At 58.3% G+C, this 18,046-nt stretch carries 21 protein-coding genes; 14 read left to right on the top strand and 7 right to left on the bottom strand.

The genetic code is table 11. The annotated features are described in order from the left end of the window. The first annotated feature begins 3 nt into the window (after positions 1 to 3). A complete protein-coding gene (locus B9Z44_RS03890; protein ID WP_108358071.1) occupies positions 4 to 390 on the top strand; it encodes a hypothetical protein in 387 nt (128 codons plus the stop codon). Between the two features lie 70 nt (positions 391 to 460). Here B9Z44_RS03890 and lysS read toward each other — a convergent pair whose 3' ends face one another. The 3 genes from lysS to B9Z44_RS03875 all read right to left on the bottom strand — a co-directional run bounded on the left by lysS (position 461) and on the right by B9Z44_RS03875 (position 3,095). Further along, positions 461 to 2,002 (bottom strand): lysine--tRNA ligase, encoded by a 1,542-nt coding sequence (gene lysS, locus B9Z44_RS03885; protein ID WP_108401753.1) that lies wholly within the window; start codon positions 2,000 to 2,002, stop codon positions 461 to 463. Positions 2,003 to 2,086: 84 nt separating this feature from the next. After that, positions 2,087 to 2,497, bottom strand: coding sequence for an ORF6N domain-containing protein (locus B9Z44_RS03880; RefSeq protein ID WP_108401752.1), 411 nt, complete (start codon positions 2,495 to 2,497; stop codon positions 2,087 to 2,089). Between the two features lie 106 nt (positions 2,498 to 2,603). After that, positions 2,604 to 3,095, bottom strand: a complete 492-nt coding sequence (locus B9Z44_RS03875; RefSeq protein WP_108401751.1) for a YqaA family protein — start codon at positions 3,093 to 3,095, stop codon at positions 2,604 to 2,606. Positions 3,096 to 3,228: 133 nt separating this feature from the next. Here B9Z44_RS03875 and dusB point away from each other — a divergent pair, with 133 nt between their 5' ends. The 4 genes from dusB to B9Z44_RS03855 all read left to right on the top strand — a co-directional run bounded on the left by dusB (position 3,229) and on the right by B9Z44_RS03855 (position 7,542). Beyond that, positions 3,229 to 4,263: a tRNA dihydrouridine synthase DusB gene (gene dusB / locus B9Z44_RS03870; RefSeq protein WP_108401750.1), complete on the top strand. Its 1,035-nt coding sequence runs from the start codon at positions 3,229 to 3,231 to the stop codon at positions 4,261 to 4,263. Continuing rightward, complete coding sequence (locus tag B9Z44_RS03865; RefSeq protein ID WP_108358066.1) at positions 4,256 to 4,492, top strand: helix-turn-helix domain-containing protein; 237 nt, start codon at positions 4,256 to 4,258, stop codon at positions 4,490 to 4,492. Before dusB ends, B9Z44_RS03865 begins: the two co-directional genes overlap by 8 nt. An 11-nt stretch (positions 4,493 to 4,503) precedes the next feature. Next, complete coding sequence (gene purH, locus B9Z44_RS03860; RefSeq protein WP_108401749.1) at positions 4,504 to 6,117, top strand: bifunctional phosphoribosylaminoimidazolecarboxamide formyltransferase/IMP cyclohydrolase; 1,614 nt, start codon at positions 4,504 to 4,506, stop codon at positions 6,115 to 6,117. A 138-nt stretch (positions 6,118 to 6,255) separates the two neighbouring features. Further along, on the top strand, positions 6,256 to 7,542 hold the full coding sequence (locus tag B9Z44_RS03855; RefSeq protein ID WP_108358463.1) for a DEAD/DEAH box helicase: 1,287 nt from the start codon (positions 6,256 to 6,258) through the stop codon (positions 7,540 to 7,542). 94 nt (positions 7,543 to 7,636) lie between these two features. Here B9Z44_RS03855 and B9Z44_RS03850 read toward each other — a convergent pair whose 3' ends face one another. From B9Z44_RS03850 to thiD, 3 genes are all read right to left on the bottom strand, one after another. Further along, a complete protein-coding gene (locus B9Z44_RS03850; protein ID WP_108358064.1) occupies positions 7,637 to 7,990 on the bottom strand; it encodes a DUF6172 family protein in 354 nt (117 codons plus the stop codon). 200 nt (positions 7,991 to 8,190) lie between these two features. Beyond that, positions 8,191 to 9,486: a glutamate-1-semialdehyde 2,1-aminomutase gene (gene hemL, locus B9Z44_RS03845; RefSeq protein WP_108401748.1), complete on the bottom strand. Its 1,296-nt coding sequence runs from the start codon at positions 9,484 to 9,486 to the stop codon at positions 8,191 to 8,193. 11 nt (positions 9,487 to 9,497) lie between these two features. Beyond that, a complete protein-coding gene (gene thiD, locus B9Z44_RS03840) occupies positions 9,498 to 10,430 on the bottom strand; it encodes a bifunctional hydroxymethylpyrimidine kinase/phosphomethylpyrimidine kinase (protein WP_108358062.1) in 933 nt (310 codons plus the stop codon). 15 nt (positions 10,431 to 10,445) lie between these two features. On the opposite strand from thiD, the gene B9Z44_RS03835 reads away from it, so the two are divergent. Continuing rightward, complete coding sequence (locus tag B9Z44_RS03835; RefSeq protein ID WP_108358061.1) at positions 10,446 to 10,649, top strand: rubredoxin; 204 nt, start codon at positions 10,446 to 10,448, stop codon at positions 10,647 to 10,649. A 5-nt stretch (positions 10,650 to 10,654) separates the two neighbouring features. Continuing rightward, positions 10,655 to 11,302 (top strand): hypothetical protein, encoded by a 648-nt coding sequence (locus tag B9Z44_RS03830; protein WP_108358060.1) that lies wholly within the window; start codon positions 10,655 to 10,657, stop codon positions 11,300 to 11,302. 63 nt (positions 11,303 to 11,365) lie between these two features. On the opposite strand, the gene B9Z44_RS03825 is transcribed toward B9Z44_RS03830, so the two are convergent. Then, positions 11,366 to 12,865 carry a cryptochrome/photolyase family protein gene (locus tag B9Z44_RS03825; protein WP_108358059.1) on the bottom strand — a complete coding sequence of 500 codons (1,500 nt, stop codon included), beginning with the start codon at positions 12,863 to 12,865 and terminating at the stop codon, positions 11,366 to 11,368. Between the two features lie 22 nt (positions 12,866 to 12,887). Here B9Z44_RS03825 and B9Z44_RS03820 point away from each other — a divergent pair, with 22 nt between their 5' ends. From B9Z44_RS03820 to B9Z44_RS03790, 7 genes are all read left to right on the top strand, one after another. Beyond that, entirely contained in the window at positions 12,888 to 13,589 is a 702-nt protein-coding gene (locus B9Z44_RS03820) for a YqgE/AlgH family protein (protein WP_108401747.1), read from the top strand. Continuing rightward, positions 13,586 to 14,062, top strand: a complete 477-nt coding sequence (gene ruvX / locus B9Z44_RS03815) for a Holliday junction resolvase RuvX (RefSeq protein ID WP_108401746.1) — start codon at positions 13,586 to 13,588, stop codon at positions 14,060 to 14,062. The genes B9Z44_RS03820 and ruvX overlap by 4 nt, the downstream gene beginning before the upstream one ends. Continuing rightward, entirely contained in the window at positions 14,059 to 14,565 is a 507-nt protein-coding gene (pyrR, locus tag B9Z44_RS03810; protein WP_108358056.1) for a bifunctional pyr operon transcriptional regulator/uracil phosphoribosyltransferase PyrR, read from the top strand. The genes ruvX and pyrR overlap by 4 nt, the downstream gene beginning before the upstream one ends. A 9-nt stretch (positions 14,566 to 14,574) precedes the next feature. Continuing rightward, complete coding sequence (locus B9Z44_RS03805) at positions 14,575 to 15,537, top strand: aspartate carbamoyltransferase catalytic subunit (RefSeq protein ID WP_108358055.1); 963 nt, start codon at positions 14,575 to 14,577, stop codon at positions 15,535 to 15,537. Beyond that, positions 15,534 to 16,850, top strand: a complete 1,317-nt coding sequence (locus B9Z44_RS03800; RefSeq protein ID WP_108358054.1) for a dihydroorotase — start codon at positions 15,534 to 15,536, stop codon at positions 16,848 to 16,850. Before B9Z44_RS03805 ends, B9Z44_RS03800 begins: the two co-directional genes overlap by 4 nt. After that, positions 16,850 to 17,581 carry a lysophospholipid acyltransferase family protein gene (locus B9Z44_RS03795; RefSeq protein ID WP_108401745.1) on the top strand — a complete coding sequence of 244 codons (732 nt, stop codon included), beginning with the start codon at positions 16,850 to 16,852 and terminating at the stop codon, positions 17,579 to 17,581. The genes B9Z44_RS03800 and B9Z44_RS03795 overlap by 1 nt, the downstream gene beginning before the upstream one ends. Positions 17,582 to 17,758: 177 nt before the next feature. Next, entirely contained in the window at positions 17,759 to 18,046 is a 288-nt protein-coding gene (locus B9Z44_RS03790; protein WP_108358462.1) for an ArsR/SmtB family transcription factor, read from the top strand.

Genomic DNA, 18,046 nt, shown 5'->3' with positions numbered 1-18,046 from the left:
GCCATGGCAATACCTTGGCTCTCTGCACTCAAAGTGATTCCCTGGGGGGATGTGATTTCTCATGCGCCCAACGTGCTTGAAAAAGCCCGCGAGCTGATGGACCGCAAGCGGGCAGAGGCGACACCACAACCCATGGCTACACCCAATGCACACGACGATGTGCCCAGCTTGGGTGAGTTGAAAAACCGGTTGCTTGCAGCGAATATGCAGCTTGACGAGCTGCAGCAACGCCACACCCAACTCACACACACCGTGCGCGAGCTGGCCGAACAAAACGCTGGCTTGGTGGCTGCGGTGAGCGGACTGCGTCAAACCCTTCGCCTGATGGTGGGTGGTTTGGTGCTGGCGTTTGTGGGCTTAGGTGCTGTCGTGTTCAGCCGGTTTTTCTAAACTGTACGCACCAACAAAAACGCCTCCTAGTCAATCACTAGGAGGCGTTTTGTTTCGGGGCCTAGTCGCTTTAAGCTTCGCGGCGCAAAGCAGGGAACAAAATGACGTCGCGGATGCTGGGGCTGTCGGTCAGCAACATCATCAAGCGGTCAATGCCAATGCCGCAGCCACCGGTGGGGGGCATGCCGTATTCGAGGGCGCGCACAAAGTCGTGGTCGTAGAACATGGCTTCGTCGTCGCCGCTGTCTTTGGCCGCCACTTGGGCGTGGAAGCGGGCAGCTTGGTCTTCGGCGTCGTTCAACTCGCTGAAACCGTTGCCAAACTCGCGGCCTGTGATGTAGAGCTCAAAGCGCTCGGTCACATCGGGCTTGCTGTCGCTGGCGCGGGCCAAAGGTGAAATTTCCACAGGGTGCTCGCAGATGAAAGTGGGCTGCCACAGCTTGTCTTCCACGGTCTCTTCAAAGTACATCACTTGCAAGCTGGCCAAGCTGCGGGTGCTGAGTTTGTCTTTTTCTTCTTTGAAACCGAGTTTTTGCAAGGCGTTAATCAACCATGTGATGTTGTCGACGTTGTCGCCCGCTTCGGTGTGCTTGAGGATGGCTTCACGGATGGTCAAGCGCTCAAACGGCTGGCTCAGGTCCACAGCCTTACCCCCGTAGGTCAACAGCAATGTGCCAGCGGCTTTCATGGCGGCGTCGCGCACCAGTTCTTCGGTGAAGTGCATCAGGTCTTGGTAGTTCCAATACGCTGCGTAAAACTCCATCATGGTGAACTCGGGGTTGTGGCGCACCGAGATGCCTTCGTTGCGGAAGTTGCGGTTGATCTCAAACACGCGCTCAAAACCGCCCACGATCAGGCGCTTCAAGTACAGCTCAGGCGCGATGCGCAAGAACATTTCTTGATCCAGCGCGTTGTGGTGCGTGGTGAAAGGCTTGGCGTTCGCACCGCCGGGGATGGGGTGCAGCATGGGTGTTTCAACTTCGAGGAAGTTGTGTTGCACCATGAAGTCGCGAATGCCGCTGACCGCGCGGCTACGCGCCACAAAGCGCTTGCGTGCGGTTTCGTCCGTCATCAAATCGACGTAGCGTTGGCGGTATTTGATTTCTTGGTCAGCCACGCCGTGGAACTTGTCGGGCATGGGGCGCAGGCTCTTGGTCAGCATGCGGATGCTGGTGGCGTGAATCGACAACTCGCCTGTGCGCGTTTTGAACAGCTTGCCTTCGCAAGCCACGATGTCACCCAAATCCCAATGTTTGAAATCGGCGTACAGCGCTTCGCTCACGTCATCGCGTGTCACGTAAATCTGGATGCGGCCTGTGCTGTCTTGCAGCGTGGCAAAGCTGGCTTTGCCCATCACGCGCTTGAGCATCATGCGGCCCGCCACTTTGGCGAACTGGCCTTCTTCGGTCAACACCTCGGCAGTCTTGTCGCCATGCAACTCGTGCAAGGTGGCGGCGTGGTGCGCGGGTTTGAAATCGTTGGGGAAGGCAACGCCTTGGCCCGCGGCTTGGCGCTCGCGCATGACCTTGAGCTTCTCGCGGCGCTCGGCCATCAGTTGGTTTTCGTCGACGGGAGCGGCTTCGGGCGTGGCGGGGGTGTTGTTGTTAGACATCTAGAGGGGCGTGAGTAGGGGAAGGGCTGCCCAAAAACGTGAAGAGCAGCAAATCGCTTATTTTAAGTGGAAGCCTTTGATGTTTCACGGCTGTGTAGAGGTGCTGCCTGCAGCCCCCTCGTTATAAAAAGCCAATGGGCGACTTGCCTTTACGTCGGCCTTCATCGGTAATGAGTTGCTTGATTGCATCAAAGACAGCAGAAGCATGGCTACACCTTGCTCCGTAAAAGCATAGGCAGCGGCCCGACGACCACCATGTGAACTTGACATGCCAATTTGGCATCGCAAGTTTTCCCACTCTTGGGCATCAAGTTGAAACATGAAGTCGGCGGGGAATCTATCTGGATTGCGCTTCACTGCGCGATTCAGCGCGCCCGTCTCAACGCCGTAGAGCATGGCGAGATCCGCATCTAAAAATATTTTTTCACCACGGACAAAGTACACCAGTGCTGCGAGCTTCTTTTCCGTGGGGATGGTGATTTGACTTTCGCTCATGCTTGGCTCCGTGTGGGCATATTGACTGTGGTCAAAAATCCTAATAGCCGTTGAAGCACAGATGAGTAGCTCGAAACCCTTTTTAAATTGATCGCTGCTCTAAGGGCTAAATCCCCCAATGCTGCGGAAACACCCAAAGCAACCCACCCGTCATCACCAAGTACCGCGCAAACTTGCCCACCGCCATGTAGGCCACGCAGGGCCAAAAGGGCAGGCGCAACCAGCCGGCGACTGCGCACAGTGGGTCGCCCACGCCGGGTAGCCAGCTCAACAAGCAGGCTTTAGGGCCTAGGGCGTGCAGCCAGCGCAGGGCGCGGGCTTCGTTGCCGGTGGTTTCTTTGTGTCGCACTTTGTCGCTCACCTTGTGCGCGCCGTGGCCCATCCACCAGCTGATGGCGCCGCCAATGGTGTTGCCAGCGGTGGCCACCACAATGGCGGGCCAAAACAATTCGGGGTTGAGTTTGACCAAGCCAAACACCACGGGCTCCGAGCCCATGGGCAGCAAGGTGGCCGAGACCAGCGACACCACAAACACGGTGCTCAGGCCGTATTCGGGCAGGGCCAAGGCTGCCAGCACAGATTGCATCCAAATTTCCATGCCCGCAGTGTAGTGAGGGAGGCTGTCAATTCTTCGCAAACCCTTACAAAATCGTCATTTTCAGACCGCATGCTGAAATTTTGGGCAGGTACAATCACGCCTCCTTTTTAAGCACCTCACGTCTTCCCACCCCATGCACATCGGTCCATACACACTGGCAAACAACCTGTTTGTCGCGCCGATGGCTGGCGTGACCGACCGGCCGTTTCGCATGTTGTGCAAACAGTTGGGCGCGGGCTATGCCGTGAGCGAGATGGTCACCTCGCGCAAAGACTTGTGGACCAGCCTCAAAACCTCGCGCCGCGCCGACCATACCGGCGAAAGCGGCCCCATCGCCGTGCAAATTGCCGGCACCGATGCGGCCATGATGGCCGAGGCGGCGGTGTACAACATTGAGCGCGGTGCGCAAATCATCGACATCAACATGGGTTGCCCCGCCAAGAAGGTGTGCAACAAATGGGCGGGCTCGGCCCTGATGCAAGACGAGCCCTTGGCCATGTCCATCGTTCAAGCGGTGGTCGATGCCGCGCAGCCCCACAACGTGCCAGTCACCTTGAAGATGCGCACCGGCTGGTGCGACGCACACAAAAACGCCGTGGCCTTGGCCCGCGCCGCTGAAAGCCTAGGCGTACAAATGATCACCGTGCATGGCCGCACCCGCGAACAAGGCTACAAAGGCTTGGCCGAGTACGACACCATCACAGCGGTGAAGCAAGCCGTGCGCGTGCCCGTGGTGGCCAATGGCGACATTGATTCACCCGAGAAAGCCAAAGAAGTTTTAAAGCGCACCGGCGCTGACGCGCTGATGATTGGCCGCGCCGCCCAAGGCCGCCCCTGGATATTCCGCGAAATTGCGCACTACTTGGCCACGGGCGAGCATTTGGCCCAGCCTTTGGTGGAAGAAGTGAGCCGCTTGTTGCTGGCGCACCTCGACGAGCACTACGCCCTGTATGGCGAGCGCACCGGTGTGCGAAGCGCCCGCAAACACATTGCTTGGTACATCCGCAGCTTGCCCGGTGGCGAGGCGTTTCGCCAACACATGAACACCCTAGAAGACAGCGCGTCGCAACACCGCGCCGTGGCTGCCTTCTTCGATGACTTGGCCGAGCGTCACGAGCGCTTGCCCGACCCTGTTTTATTAGAAGAACCCTTAGCTTTGCATGAGTAAAAAACACATTGAAGAGGTGGTACGTGCCAGCCTCGAAACCTATTTCCGCGACCTCAAAGGCACAGAGCCCGACAACATGCACGACATGATGGTGCGCGTCGTTGAAAAACCACTGCTCGAAGTGGTGATGCAGCAAGCCGACCACAACCAGTCGCGCGCCGCCGAATGGCTGGGCCTCAACCGCAACACGCTGCGTAAAAAACTTCTCGATCACAAACTCATCAAATAAGACTGCACCCCATGAAAGCACTCATCTCCGTCTCTGACAAAACTGGCATCGTCGAACTCGCGCGTGATCTGCACGCCTTGGGCGTGGGCCTCATTTCCACCGGCGGCACCGCCAAGCTCTTGGCCGAACAAGGCTTGCCCGTGACCGAAGTGGCCGAAGTCACAGGCTTCCCCGAAATGCTCGATGGCCGTGTGAAAACCCTCCACCCCAAAGTGCACGGCGGCCTGCTGGCCCGTCGCGACACGCCCGAGCACATGGCCGCTTTGAAAGCGCACAACATCGACACGATTGATTTGTTGATTGTGAATTTGTATCCGTTTGAAGCCACCGTGGCCAAGCCTGGCTGCACGCTGGCCGACGCGATTGAAAACATTGACATCGGCGGCCCCGCCATGGTTCGCTCGGCTGCTAAAAACTGGAAAGACGTGGGCATCGTCACCGACGCCAGCCAATATGCAGATGTGATTTCCGAGCTGAAGTCCAGCGGCAAACTCAGCGACAAGCTGCGCTTTGCCCTGTCGGTGGCCGCCTTCAATCGCATCAGCCAATACGACGGCGCGATCAGCAACTACCTCTCCAGCGTGAACTTCGAAGCCGAAAAACTCAGCGAAGACTACGTGCCTGCGCGTGCCCAGTTCAGCGGCCAGTTCAACGAGCAATACGTCAAAGTGCAAGACCTGCGCTACGGCGAAAACAGCCACCAGCAAGCCGCTTGGTACCGCGACCTGGCCCCCGCTGCGGGCTCGCTCGCCACCGGCGTGCAGCTGCAAGGCAAAGAGTTGAGCTACAACAACATCGCCGACGCAGACGCTGCGTGGGAATGTGTGAAGAGCTTCGACACGGGAGCCAACGGCGACCCTTCACAGTTCGCGGCTTGCGTCATCGTCAAACACGCCAACCCCTGTGGCGTGGCCGTGGGCGCGAACCCCTTTGAGGCGTACAGCAAAGCTTTCCAAACCGACCCCACCAGCGCGTTCGGCGGCATCATCGCCTTCAACCGTCCGGTGGACAAAGCGGCTGCCGAAGCGGTGAGCAAGCAGTTCGTCGAAGTGTTGATGGCGCCTGACTTCAGCGCTGAAGCGCTGGAAGTGTTCAAGAGCAAAGTCAACGTGCGTTTGATGAAAATCGCCTTGCCCGCCAATTACGGCGACGTGCGCAACGCCCTCGAAACCAAGCGCGTGGGCTCAGGCCTCTTGCTGCAAAGCGCAGACAACCACGAGCTGGCTTTGGCCGATTTGAAAATCGTCACCGTCAAGCAACCTACACCTGAAGAGCTGAACGACTTGTTGTTCGCGTGGAAAGTGGCCAAGTTCGTCAAATCCAACGCCATCGTGTTCTGCAAAAACGGGATGACCATGGGCGTGGGCGCAGGCCAAATGAGCCGTCTCGACTCGGCTCGCATCGCCAGCATCAAGGCTGAAGCCGCCAAGCTCAGCCTGCAACACACCGTGGTGGCCAGCGACGCCTTCTTCCCCTTCCGCGACGGCCTCGACGTGGTGGTGGACGCCGGCGCGACCTGCGTGGCCCAGCCCGGTGGCTCCATGCGCGACCAAGAAGTCATCGATGCGGCCAACGAACGCGGCGTGGCGATGGTGTTCACCGGCGTGCGCCACTTTCGTCATTGATCGCCTCCATTGAGCATTGATCACCCCAACGCGCCGCTCGATGCGGCGCAGCCCGCACAGGCCAACACCCCCGTTGTTGCGTTAACCACCAACGTGGCTCCTGCCTCAACGCTTGAGTCAGCGAACGAGCCAGCAAGCGTGAACTTCGCTGAACTTGGCCTCAACGCCGAGTTGCAAAGCTCGGCGGCTCAAGCGGGCTTCACTGCGCCCACCCCTGTTCAGATCGAAGCCATTGGCCCCGTGCTCAAGGGCCGCGATGTGCTGGCTACCGCGCAAACCGGTTCCGGTAAAACGGCAGCCTATGTGCTCCCGCTCTTGCAGCTGCTCATGGCCGTCACAGCGCCGCGTGACGATGCACCCAAGAAGCGCACCACCCAAGTGCTGGTGCTCGTCCCCACACGCGAGCTCGCCACACAGGTGAGCGATGTGCTGCGCGATTTGGCGCGTCCCCTCACGCAGTCCATCAAAGTGGGCACGGTGTTTGGTGGTGTGTCGATCAATCCGCAAATGATGAGCCTGCGCAGCGGTGCCGATGTGGTGGTGGCCACGCCTGGGCGCTTGCTCGATCTGGTCGACCACAACGCCTTGCACTTAGGCCAAGTGCAACACCTCGTGTTGGACGAGGCCGACCGCTTGCTCGACCTCGGTTTTGCCGAAGAGTTGCAACGCATCTTGGCGTTGCTGCCCACTAAGCGACAAAACCTGTTGTTCAGCGCCACCTTTGAGCCCACGGTGCAAACCTTGGCCGAGGCGCTGCTGAGCAACCCTGCGCGCATCACCATTGCGCATACCGAAGCGCACACGCCCGACATTGCACAACGCGCGATTCAGGTGGATGAAAAAAGCCGCACGGCCTTGCTGCGTCACTTGATCAAAACCCACGCATGGAAGCGGGTTTTGGTGTTCGTGGCCACGCGCTACGCGTGTGAGCATGTGGCCAACAAGCTCTACAAAGCAGGCGTGTTTGCCACCGCGTTTCATGGCGAAATGAGCCAAGGCGCGCGCCAAGACGTGCTGGCTGAGTTCAAAGAAGATCGCTGGGAAGTGGTGGTCACCACCGACCTCGCCGCGCGCGGCATCGACATTGCGCAGCTGCCTGTGGTGGTCAACTACGACCTGCCGCGTTCTGCCACCGATTACACCCACCGCATTGGCCGTACGGGTCGCGCGGGTGCCAGTGGCGAAGCGGTGAGCTTTGTTACTGCTGCCACGCTGGCGCATTGGCAGCTGATTCAAAAGCGCCAAAAGATTCAGCTGCCGGTCGAAGTGCTGGAAGGCTTCGAGCCCACGGAAGTTCCACCTCCTGTGTCGCCACTCAATGACGGTACCGGCGGCATCAAAGGCAAACGTCCAAGCAAGAAGGACAAGTTGCGGGCGGCAGCGGCTGCGACAAAAGCCGAGCGACCAGAACCACCAAGCGAGTAAGCCTCAGCTCTGAAATTCTGCAAATGAAAAAGCCACCTAGCAAGGTGGCTTTTTTGTGGCTGCTTGCGAATCAACGCAAGCCATTCATCAGCGATCAATCGTTGTTGTCATCGTCCAAGCCATCCAAGGCATGACGCTCTTGGTATTCCTGTGCTTCTCCAGCGGGGCGTTTGGTGCGCACGCCGTGTTTGGCCAAGATCTCGACGTAAAACTGTTTGGCTTCTTTTGCCACAGCATCGTCGATGCAGGTGATGACGTTGGCCAAGTGCACCACTTCTGCCGTTTCTTCGGTCAAACCGAATTTGCAATCGAAGTCCCAAAAGTCGGCACCTTCGGGCAGATCACGGCGGCGCTCACGTTTGAGGTATTTGCGAATGTCGTGTTTGATGGCTTCGAGCAAACGGTCGGGGTGTTTGCCTTCAACTTGAAGTTGGAATGTTTTTTTCATGAAAGTCCTTGTGGGAAAAAGCGCCCGAGAAGGACGAGAAGAGAGAAAGAGTGAAGGGCGAAGGTTGTACTTGCGCTAAAAAGTCACAGCGCCATGCAGTTTGGCACCGAAGGTGGGAACAAAGCTCACGTTCAAACCGCGTGATCCGTCTGTCGATGCCGCAGGTGCACCCACTAGAGGCAGAGCCACAGTTAGTTTTTTCATAGCTGTGCAAAGACCTCTGCGGCCACTGACACGGTTTGGGCAATGTCTGCCTCGGTGTGGGCCGCGCTGACAAAGCCTGCTTCGTACAAGGCAGGTGCGATGTAAACGCCACGGTCGAGCAAGCCGTGGAACAGCTTGTTGAATTTGGGGCTGTCGCTGGTCATGACTTTGGCGTAGTTGTGTGGCAGCTCTGGCAACAAGAAGAAACCAAACATGCCGCCTTGGCAATCGGCGCTGAAGGGCACACCCGCTTTGGCGGCAGCCGTTGTGAGGCCGTCGACCAAGCTTTGTGTGCGGGCGCTTAGCGCGTCAAAGAAGCCGGGCTTGGCAATTTCGCGCAAGGTGGCCAAGCCGCAAGCGGTGGCCACAGGATTTCCGCTCAAAGTGCCTGCTTGGTAAACGGGGCCAGTGGGGGCCAGCTGCTGCATGATGGCGCGTGGGCCACCAAAGGCCGCCAGCGGCATACCGCCGCCAATGACTTTGCCCAACACGGTGATGTCGGGTTGGAAACCTGGAATGAGTTGGGCGTACACGCTTTGGGCACTGCCCAAAGCGACGCGGAAACCTGTCATCACTTCGTCAAACACAAACAGTGCGCCGTATTCGGTACACAGCTCGCGGCAGCGCTTCATAAAGGGCACAGACGCGCGCACAAAGTTCATATTGCCTGCGATGGGCTCAATCATCACGCAGGCCAGTTCTTTGCCGTGCAGCTTGAAGGCTTCTTCGAGGGTGGCGATGTTGTTGTACTCCAGCACCAAGGTGTCGCGCACCACTTCAGGCGGCACACCCGCGCTGGTGGGGTTGCCAAACGTGGCGAGGCCCGAACCTGCTTTGACCAACAACGCATCAGCATGGCCGTGGTAGCAACCTTCAAATTTGATGAACTTGTTGCGGCCCGTGGCACCGCGTGCCAAGCGCAAAGCGCTCATGCCGGCTTCGGTGCCGGAGCTGACCAAACGCACCATCTCCATCGATGGCACATGCTTCAAAATTTCTTCGGCCAGTTCAATTTCGCGCTCGGTCGGTGCGCCGAATGAGAAACCATCCAAGGCCGCTTTTTGCACAGCTTCAAGCACCACCGGGTTGCCGTGGCCCAGAATCATCGGGCCCCAAGAGCCGATGTAGTCGATGTACTTTTGGCCATTGGCGTCCCAAAAGTAAGCGCCTTGGGCGCGTTGCACAAAACGCGGTGTGCCGCCCACAGCGCGAAACGCGCGCACGGGCGAGTTCACGCCACCGGGGATGACTTGGGCAGCACGGTCAAACAGGGTTTGGTTCAGGTCAGTCATGTTTTTTAGTTTCAATGTTTGGTTTCGTGGCGAGGCAGTGAGAAGTCTTCTGCGGTGGCTGGCAGACCATCGCTGTCTTCGTCGCCATCTTCCTCTTCAGCCCAGAACAAACGATCGGGCACGATGTGGCCCATGCCTGGGCGAAAGCCGCTGTTGAGGCTTTGGTCGAGGTAATTCAAGGCTTCGCGTGTGGCCAGCTCTAGGTCTGTGCCTGCGGCCAACACAGCCGCCAGCGTGATGCTGAGGGTGTCGCCCGCGCCAGAGAAGACGGCTTCAAAACGCTCAAAACGTTCGCTCACCATCACGGTGTGGGCGGTGGCCAAGGCGTTTTCTACGTGTTGATCGGGGTGGTTGATGCCTGTTACCAGCACGTAAGGCACGCCCACTTCGGCGGCGGCACGCGCAATGTCGCGCGGGCTGGGGCTTTTCTCGCTGCTCCAGTCGGGCAGCAGCCAGCGCCACAAGGTGTTGTGGTTGCCCACCAGCACCGTGGTTTGGGGCAAGATCAATTCGCGGAAGGCGTCAAGGTAGGCGTCAATTTGTTCGTCTTCCCACCAAGACAGGTTGGGCATGTAGGCGATGACGGGTACTTCGGCGTAATCGGTGCTGATTTCAGCAATCACGCTGAGGTTGTCGGGGTTGCCGCAAAACCCCACCTTGATGATTTGCACGCTCATGTCTTCCAACACGCTGCGGGCTTGTTCGGCCACGGCATCGTCATCAAAAGCGATGTGGTCAAAAATTTCAGCGGTGTCGCGCATGTAAGCACCCGTCACCACGGGCAGCGCGTGAGCGCCTACTGACGCGGCAGCCAGCACATCGGCGGATAAGCCACCGGCACCACTGGGGTCGTTGGCATTGAAAACCAGCACACAAGGAGGCGTGGCGCTGGTTTCGTCAGACAGCACGATTTCAGTAGAGGGAGGGGTATTTTCTGGCGCCATGGGTGGGTCGATACAATGCTTTTCATTCTATGCGTTGACGAAAGAAATACTGTGGCTAATACCTGGATGTGTCTGATTTGTGGATGGATTTATGACGAAGAGACCGGCGCGCCTGAGCACGGCATCGCCCCCGGCACTGCTTGGGCCGATGTGCCCATGAACTGGACCTGTCCAGAGTGCGGCGCACGCAAAGAAGACTTTGAAATGGTCCAAATCTAATCCTTATGGAAGTACGCGCGCAGTTTGAAAGCCATGTGCTGGCCTTGCTGCGTCACCGCCCAGCTGTGCACTTGCCCTCGGCTCGGCAGTTGGAGCTGATGTGCCAGCGTCAGCTAGATGCTGAAACCCTTCCTGGCTGGCGCACCTTTTGGTCCTTGGCCACCCATTTTTTTGAAGGCTTGCGTCTGGTCCCTGGCCGCAGCATTGAAGCACCTGAGGCCAGTGCGGCCTCACAGGTCTTGAGTGGCCTGCTGCTGCGCGAGCAATTCAATGAGCACGACATGCCCGTGGAAGACAGCTTGCAAGTCATCAACCACCTGCTGTTTTTAGAGCAGGCCGATGTGATTTCGCAGCGCTTGGTGAGCATCCTGAACGATTGGTCTGAGTCGCCTGAGTTGGACCTGCCCACCGAGGCCCAACTGGATGTGCAAAGCATGGCCCAACTTGCCCAAGATGTGCAGTTGACGGCCGTGCAACAAGTGGCCGATTCATTAGCTGTGCAACTGGCCCGCTTGCGCGCCAAGCGCGTCGCCGACGACATCAAAGCCAGCCTGAGCGGTGCCCAAGAGGTGAGCCGCTTGCTGCAACACTTTGCTGTGGGCAGCGTACGCCAACCGCAGGCGAATGTGCTGGCTGCCCTGAGAGGGGAATGACGGTGCTTTGCGCATCGTCGGGTGAATAGCCACTGCCTCTCGTCTTTGAGGCGAGTTTTTGCGTTATTTCGCTTTCTTCACGACTCCATATCGCTCCAGCGTGAGCTTGCGCGCCTCGGCGTGGTCGACGATAGGTCTTGGGTAGTCGCGCCCCAATACCAACCCCACTTCTTCCAACTCCATTGGCTTGGCCAGCCACGGCGCGTGGATGGCTTTGTTGCTGAGCTTGGCCAGCGCGGGCACGTAGCGGCGAATGAACTTGCCCTCGGGGTCAAATTTTTCACTTTGGTTGGTGGGGTTGAAGATGCGAAAGTAGGGCTGCGCGTCGCAGCCGCTAGAGCTGGCCCACTGCCAGCCGCCGTTGTTGGCGGCGAGGTCAAAGTCATTCAGGTGTTCCGCAAAATAGCGCTCGCCCCAGCGCCAATCAATGCCAAGGTCTTTGGTCAAAAAGCTGGCCACCACCATGCGCAGGCGGTTGTGCATGTAGCCGGTTTGGTTGATTTGCGCCATCGCCGCATCGACCAGTGGATAGCCTGTTCTGCCTTCGCACCACGCGGCAAACAATTCTTTGGCGTGCTTGTGGTGGTCCCACTTGATCTCGTCGTATTCGGGCTTAAACGCACCCGTCACCACGCGCGGGTGGTGGTGCAAGATTTGGTGATAAAAATCGCGCCAAATCAGCTCAGATAGCCACGTCTCCGCGCCTTTGGAGCCCACCAACATGCGTTTGTACGCGGTAGATGCCAGCTGGCGAATGGACACCGTGCCAAAGCGCAAATGCACGCCCAAGTAGCTGGGGCCTTTGATGGCGGGGAAGTTGCGCGTGTCGTCGTACTTGTCCATGCGGTCGAAGAAATCTTCAAACAAGGCCAAGCCGCCGGGGCTGCCGGTGGGTACATGCAAGCTGCTGAGGTTGGTGGTCTCAAAGCCAAGGTCGGCCAATGTGGGGACGGGCACTTGGTAGGCCTTGGGCCGCGCGGCCAAGGCCTTGATGTATTTGCCCACGGGGTAGGACTTCAAATAAAAGTCATTCACCTTTTGCAGCCACGCGTTTTTGTAGGGCGTGAACACGCCGTAGGGCTTGCCCATTTGGGTCAGCACCTCGCTGCGCTCAAAAATGACGTGGTCTTTGAAGGTTTGAAAACCAATACCAAAGTTGGCCAAAGCGCCGCGCACATGCGCGTCGCGGACCAACGCGTCGGGCTCGTCGTCGTGGTTGGCAAACACCTCTTGCACGCCCAGCTCGTGGGCGAGGCGTGGCACTTCATCGGCAGCCACCGCATGGCGCACGATCAGGCCTGCACCCGCTTGGCCCGCCACGGCGTGCAGCTCGGCATCCAGCGCCACCAGTGACTCGCGGATGAACTCCACGCGGCGGTCCGCGCGGGGTAGGGTGTCCAAAATGGCCTTGTCAAACACAAACACGCAATGCACTTGCTTGCAGCTTTTGAGGGCATGAAACAGCGCCGCGTTGTCAAACGCGCGCAGGTCGCGGCGGAACCACATCAGCCCTTTGTCCACGTGGGGCAAGTGGTGTGCCGATTTAGACGACTGGCTAGGCATGTTCACCCTTTAAAATTGCAATATGACCGCTGATTCTGCCTCCATCAACCTGACGCATCATTTTTTGATTGCTATGCCCGGTTTGGAGGACGAGGCTTTTGCCAAAAGCGTGGTCTATGTGTGCGAACACAGCGAGCGCGGTGCACTGGGCTTGGTCATCAACAAACCTGGCGAGTTGTCGATGGAAGGTTTGTTTCAAAAAGTTGACTTGCCTCTGCATCGCCAAGACCTGATGAACGCCCCCGTGCTGCAAGGCGGCCCTGTGCACACCGAACGCGGTTTTGTGTTACACGACGCCATGTTGGTGGATGTGCCTGCGCAAGAAGATGCCGTGGAAGCAGCACAAGAGGACGACACTGAAGCAGCCCAAGAGGACGACACTGAAGCAGCCCAAGAGGCTGAGGCCCTGAGTGCCGTGAGTCACAAAGAATCTGTTTACGCCTCCACCATGACCATTCCTGGTGGATTGGAAATGACCACCTCCAAAGATGTGCTCGAAGCCTTGTCGATGGGCGCAGGCCCCAAGCGTGTGCTGATTTCTCTGGGCTACTCAGCTTGGGGTGAAGGCCAACTGGAGTCTGAGCTGGCCGAGAACAGCTGGCTCACCGTGGGTGCCGATACGGCTGTGATTTTTGACACGCCGGTGGAGCAGCGCTATGAGCGGGCTATGAAGCTGTTGGGCCTGGAGTCATGGATGCTCTCTAGCGAAGTGGGGCATTCATGAGCGAAGCTGTGAACGTGAACGCGGCCCGCGATACGACAGTGCAAGCGGGCGCACCGTTGGTCTCTGCGGCCAAGCCTGTTGTGCCATCGCACTTTCAATCTTTCTTAGCGTTTGACTTTGGCGTCAAACGCACCGGCGTGGCCTATGGCAGCCGCATGCTGCGCGAAGCGCAACCGCAAGCCACGGTCAATGCCGAAGGCGACGCCCGTTGGGCCCTCATCGCCCAACGCATTGCCGAGTGGCAGCCCGACGCACTGGTGGTGGGCGTGCCGTATCACCCAGACGGTGCCGCGCACGAGAACACAGCCAAGGCCAAAAAATTTGCACGCCAGTTGAATGGGCGTTTCAACCTGCCTGTGTTTGAAGTGGACGAGCGTTACAGCACCACCGAAGCAAAAGCCCAAGGCGCCAAAGATGCAGATGCTGCATCGGCTTGCATCATCCTCAACCAATTTTTTCGAGAGAACTTATGAGTACCCACGGAAACCTCATGCTGGACGCCGAGAGCTTGTACAAAGAGCTGCTCAAGGGCGTGCGCAGCATGCTCACGCCCACCACGCGTTTGGTGGGCATCACTTCAGGTGGTGCTTGGCTGGCTGCACGTTTGCAAAAAGATTTGAAGCTCGAGGGCGAGGCCGGCAGCATCTCATCCGCCATGCACCGTGACGACTTCGCGCAACGCGGTTTGGCCGATGGCGGTCAAACCAAGCTGCCGTTTGAAGTGAACGGCGCGCACCTCATCGTGCTCGACGATGTGCTCTACACCGGCCGCACCATCCGCGCCGTGCTCAATGAGTTGTTTGACTACGGCCGTCCTGCCCATGTGCAGCTGGCCGTGTTGGTGGACCGTGGTGGCCGCGAGCTGCCCATTCAGGCCGACTACGCTGCGGCGCGCGTGGCGCTGCCTGCCACCCAATCGCTGGCACTGACCAAAGATGACAGCGGCCAATTTAACTTTTCAGTCGAGAGCGAATAAAGGCTAGACATGCTCTACAAACGTAACCCCCAACTCAATAAAAACGGCGAGCTGATTCACCTGCTCTCCACCGAAGGTTTGTCACGCGACATCCTCACCCACATCTTGGACACCGCAGCCAACTTCGTCTCGGTCAACGACCGCGAAGTGAAGAAGGTCCCTTTACTGCGCGGTAAAAGTGTGTTCAACCTGTTCTTTGAAAACAGCACACGCACACGCACCACGTTTGAAATCGCCGCCACGCGTTTGTCGGCCGATGTGTTCAACCTCGACATTGCACGCTCATCCGCAGCCAAAGGCGAGTCGCTGCTCGACACCATCGCCAACCTGAGCGCGATGGCCGCCGACATTTTTGTGGTGCGCCACAGCGAGTCGGGCGCGCCTTACCTCATTGCCGAACACGTCGCGCCGCATGTGCACGTGGTCAACGCCGGTGACGGCCGTCACGCACACCCTACGCAGGGTTTGCTGGACATGTACACCATCCGTCACTACAAAAAAGATTTCACCAACCTCACCGTGGCCATCGTGGGTGACGTGTTGCACTCACGCGTGGCACGCTCTGACATTCATGCACTCACCACACTCGGCTGTGCCGAAGTGCGCGTGGTGGGCCCCAAGACCTTGGTGCCCAGCGACTTATCCGCCATGGGCGTGAAGGTGTTCAACAACCTCGAAGAAGGTATCAAGGATTGCGACGTGGTCATCATGCTGCGCTTGCAAAACGAACGCATGAGCGGTGCGTTGCTGCCCTCGAGCCAAGAATATTTCAAATCGTTTGGCCTCACGCAAGAGAAGTTGCAGCTGGCCAAACCCGACGCCATCGTGATGCACCCTGGCCCCATCAACCGTGGTGTGGAGATTGACTCTGCCGTGGTCGATGGGCCGCAAAGTGTCATCTTGTCGCAGGTGACGTTTGGTATTGCTGTGCGTATGGCCGTGATGTCCATCGTGGCGGGGAATGAAGCATGAACATCCTGATTCAAAACGGTCGCGTGATCGACCCAGCCTCTGGCTTTGACCACACCGCTGATGTGGCGGTGGCTGATGGCCACATCGTGGCTATCGCTAAGACGGGTGAAAAGCTGCCCGCCAACTTCAAAGCCGAACAAACCATCGATGCCAAAGGTTGCATCGTGGCTCCCGGCTTGGTCGACTTGCAAGTGCGCTTGCGCGAACCCGGCTACGAACACGAAGGCATGCTGGCTTCCGAGCTCACCGCCGCTGTGGCCGGTGGTGTCACCAGCCTCGTGTGCCCACCTGACACCGACCCCGTGTTGGACGAGCCAGGCTTGATTGAAATGCTCAAGTTCCGCGCCGAAAAGCTGCACCGTGCGCGCGTGTTTCCGCTGGGCGCACTGACCCGTGGTTTGAAGGGCGAAGTGCTGACCGAAATGTCAGACCTCACCGATGCCGGTTGCGTGGGCTTTAGCCAAGCCGAAGTGCCGTTGGAAAACACCCAAGTGTTGCAACGCGCCTTGCAATACGCCGCCACCTTTGGCTACACCGTGTGGTTGCGCCCGCAAGAAATGCACTTGGGCAAAGGTGTGGCTGCCAGCGGTCCACTCGCCACCCGTTTGGGTTTGGGTGGCGTGCCTGTGGCGGCTGAGACCATTGCCCTGCACACCATCTTCGCCCTCATGCGCAGTACCAAAGCCCGCGTGCATCTGTGTCGCATCTCCAGCGCCGAAGGCGTAGAGCTGGTGCGTGCGGCCAAGAAAGAAGGCTTGGCGGTCACGGCTGATGTGAGCATCAACTCGCTGCACCTGAGCGACCACGACATTGGCTACTTCGACAGCCGCGCACGCGTGACGCCTGTGTTGCGCCAACAGCGCGACCGCGAGGCACTGCGTGCGGCGCTGGCTGACGGCACCCTCGATGCTTTGGTGTCTGACCACACGCCCATCGACAACGATGGCAAGGCTTTGCCATTTGCCGAAGCCGAATCGGGTGCGACGGGCTTGGAGCTGTTGCTCAGTCTCTCGCTCAAGTGGGCGCAAGACAGCAAAGTCAGCATGTTGCGCGCGCTCGATGTGTTGACCGCACAACCCGCCAACGTGTTGGGCAAAGTGCAAGGCCAAAGCAACAGCTTGGGCCAGTTGCATGTGGGCGGTGTGGCCGACATCGTGGTGTTTGACCCCACGGTTGAATGGCATGTCACACCCGATGCCTTGCACAGCCAAGGCAAGCACACACCGTTTGCGTTTGACATGACAGGCATGTCTTTGCCTGCACGCGTCAAAGCCACCTTGGTGGCGGGCCGCGTGGCCTACCAAGCGGCTTGATGCGCAGCTTGCACGCCATCGCCAAGTTCCTGCGTGTCATCGCGCAGGTCTTGCGTGGCTATTGGATGGTGCGCACCGCATTCCCCAAACTCAGCGATGAACAACAAGCCCGCGCAGTCGAGGTGTGGGCGCGCGGCATGTTGGCCATCATCGGCATTGAGGTACGCGTCAAAGGCCACCCGGCACAGGGCCCTGTCTTGATGGCGGCCAACCATATTTCGTGGCTCGACATCTTGGTGATGCATGCCGCTTGCCATTGCCGCTTTGTGGCCAAGTCTGAAATTCGCAGCTGGCCTTTGGTGGGCGTGCTCACCACCGGTGGTGGTTCGCTCTACATCGAACGCGGCTCGCGCAACGATGCCATGCGCGTGGTGCACCAAATGGCCAATGCCTTGTGCGACGGTCAAGTGCTGGCCGTGTTCCCAGAAGGCGTCACGGGCGATGGCGTCACGGTGCTGCCGTTTCATGCCAATTTGTTGCAAGCAGCCATTTCTGCAGAAGTACCGATTCAGCCCGTTGCGTTGCAGTTCATGGATGCGCATACCCAAGAACGTAGCTTGGCGCCTTGCTACCACGACCATGACACCTTGATCAGCTCTTTGTGGCGTACGTTGTGTGCGCCACCGCTGCTGGCGCAAGTGCGTTATGGCGACAAACAACACGCCGATGGACGCAACCGCCGCGAGTGGGCGCAAAGCCTGCAAACCTCAGTAGCCGATTTGTGCAAGTGATATCCTTTTAAACCTATGGCCACTAAAAAGACAAACCCAACACCCGTCAAAGCAAAGACGGCGACCAAACCTGTGGCCGTAAAAAAACCGGTGGTCAAAAAGCTTGTCGCCAAAACGGTGAAGACCTCTGCCAAGACGTCGAAAAAAACGACAACTGAAAGTGCAAATTTGGATGTGATGTTTGATTTGGCTGCCGAAACTTTCCGTGTGATGTCAGCGCCCATGCGTTTGAAAATCATCAACTGCTTGTGTAACGAAGAAAAAAACGTGGGTCAGTTGCTCGAAGAAATCGACACCACGCAGCCCAATATGTCGCAGCACTTGAACACCTTGTTCAAAGCCAAAATTTTGGGGCGTCGTCGCGAAGGTGTGCAAATTTACTACCGCATCATCAATGACCGCGTTGTCACGCTATGCCGTGCCGTGTGTACACAAATCGCCATCGATAGCGATTTGACGCACTAA

Origin of the sequence: Limnohabitans curvus (assembly GCF_003063475.1) — a bacterium.
Classification (GTDB): domain Bacteria; phylum Pseudomonadota; class Gammaproteobacteria; order Burkholderiales; family Burkholderiaceae_C; genus Limnohabitans; species Limnohabitans curvus.
This window is presented reverse-complemented; position numbering and strand designations above follow the sequence as displayed.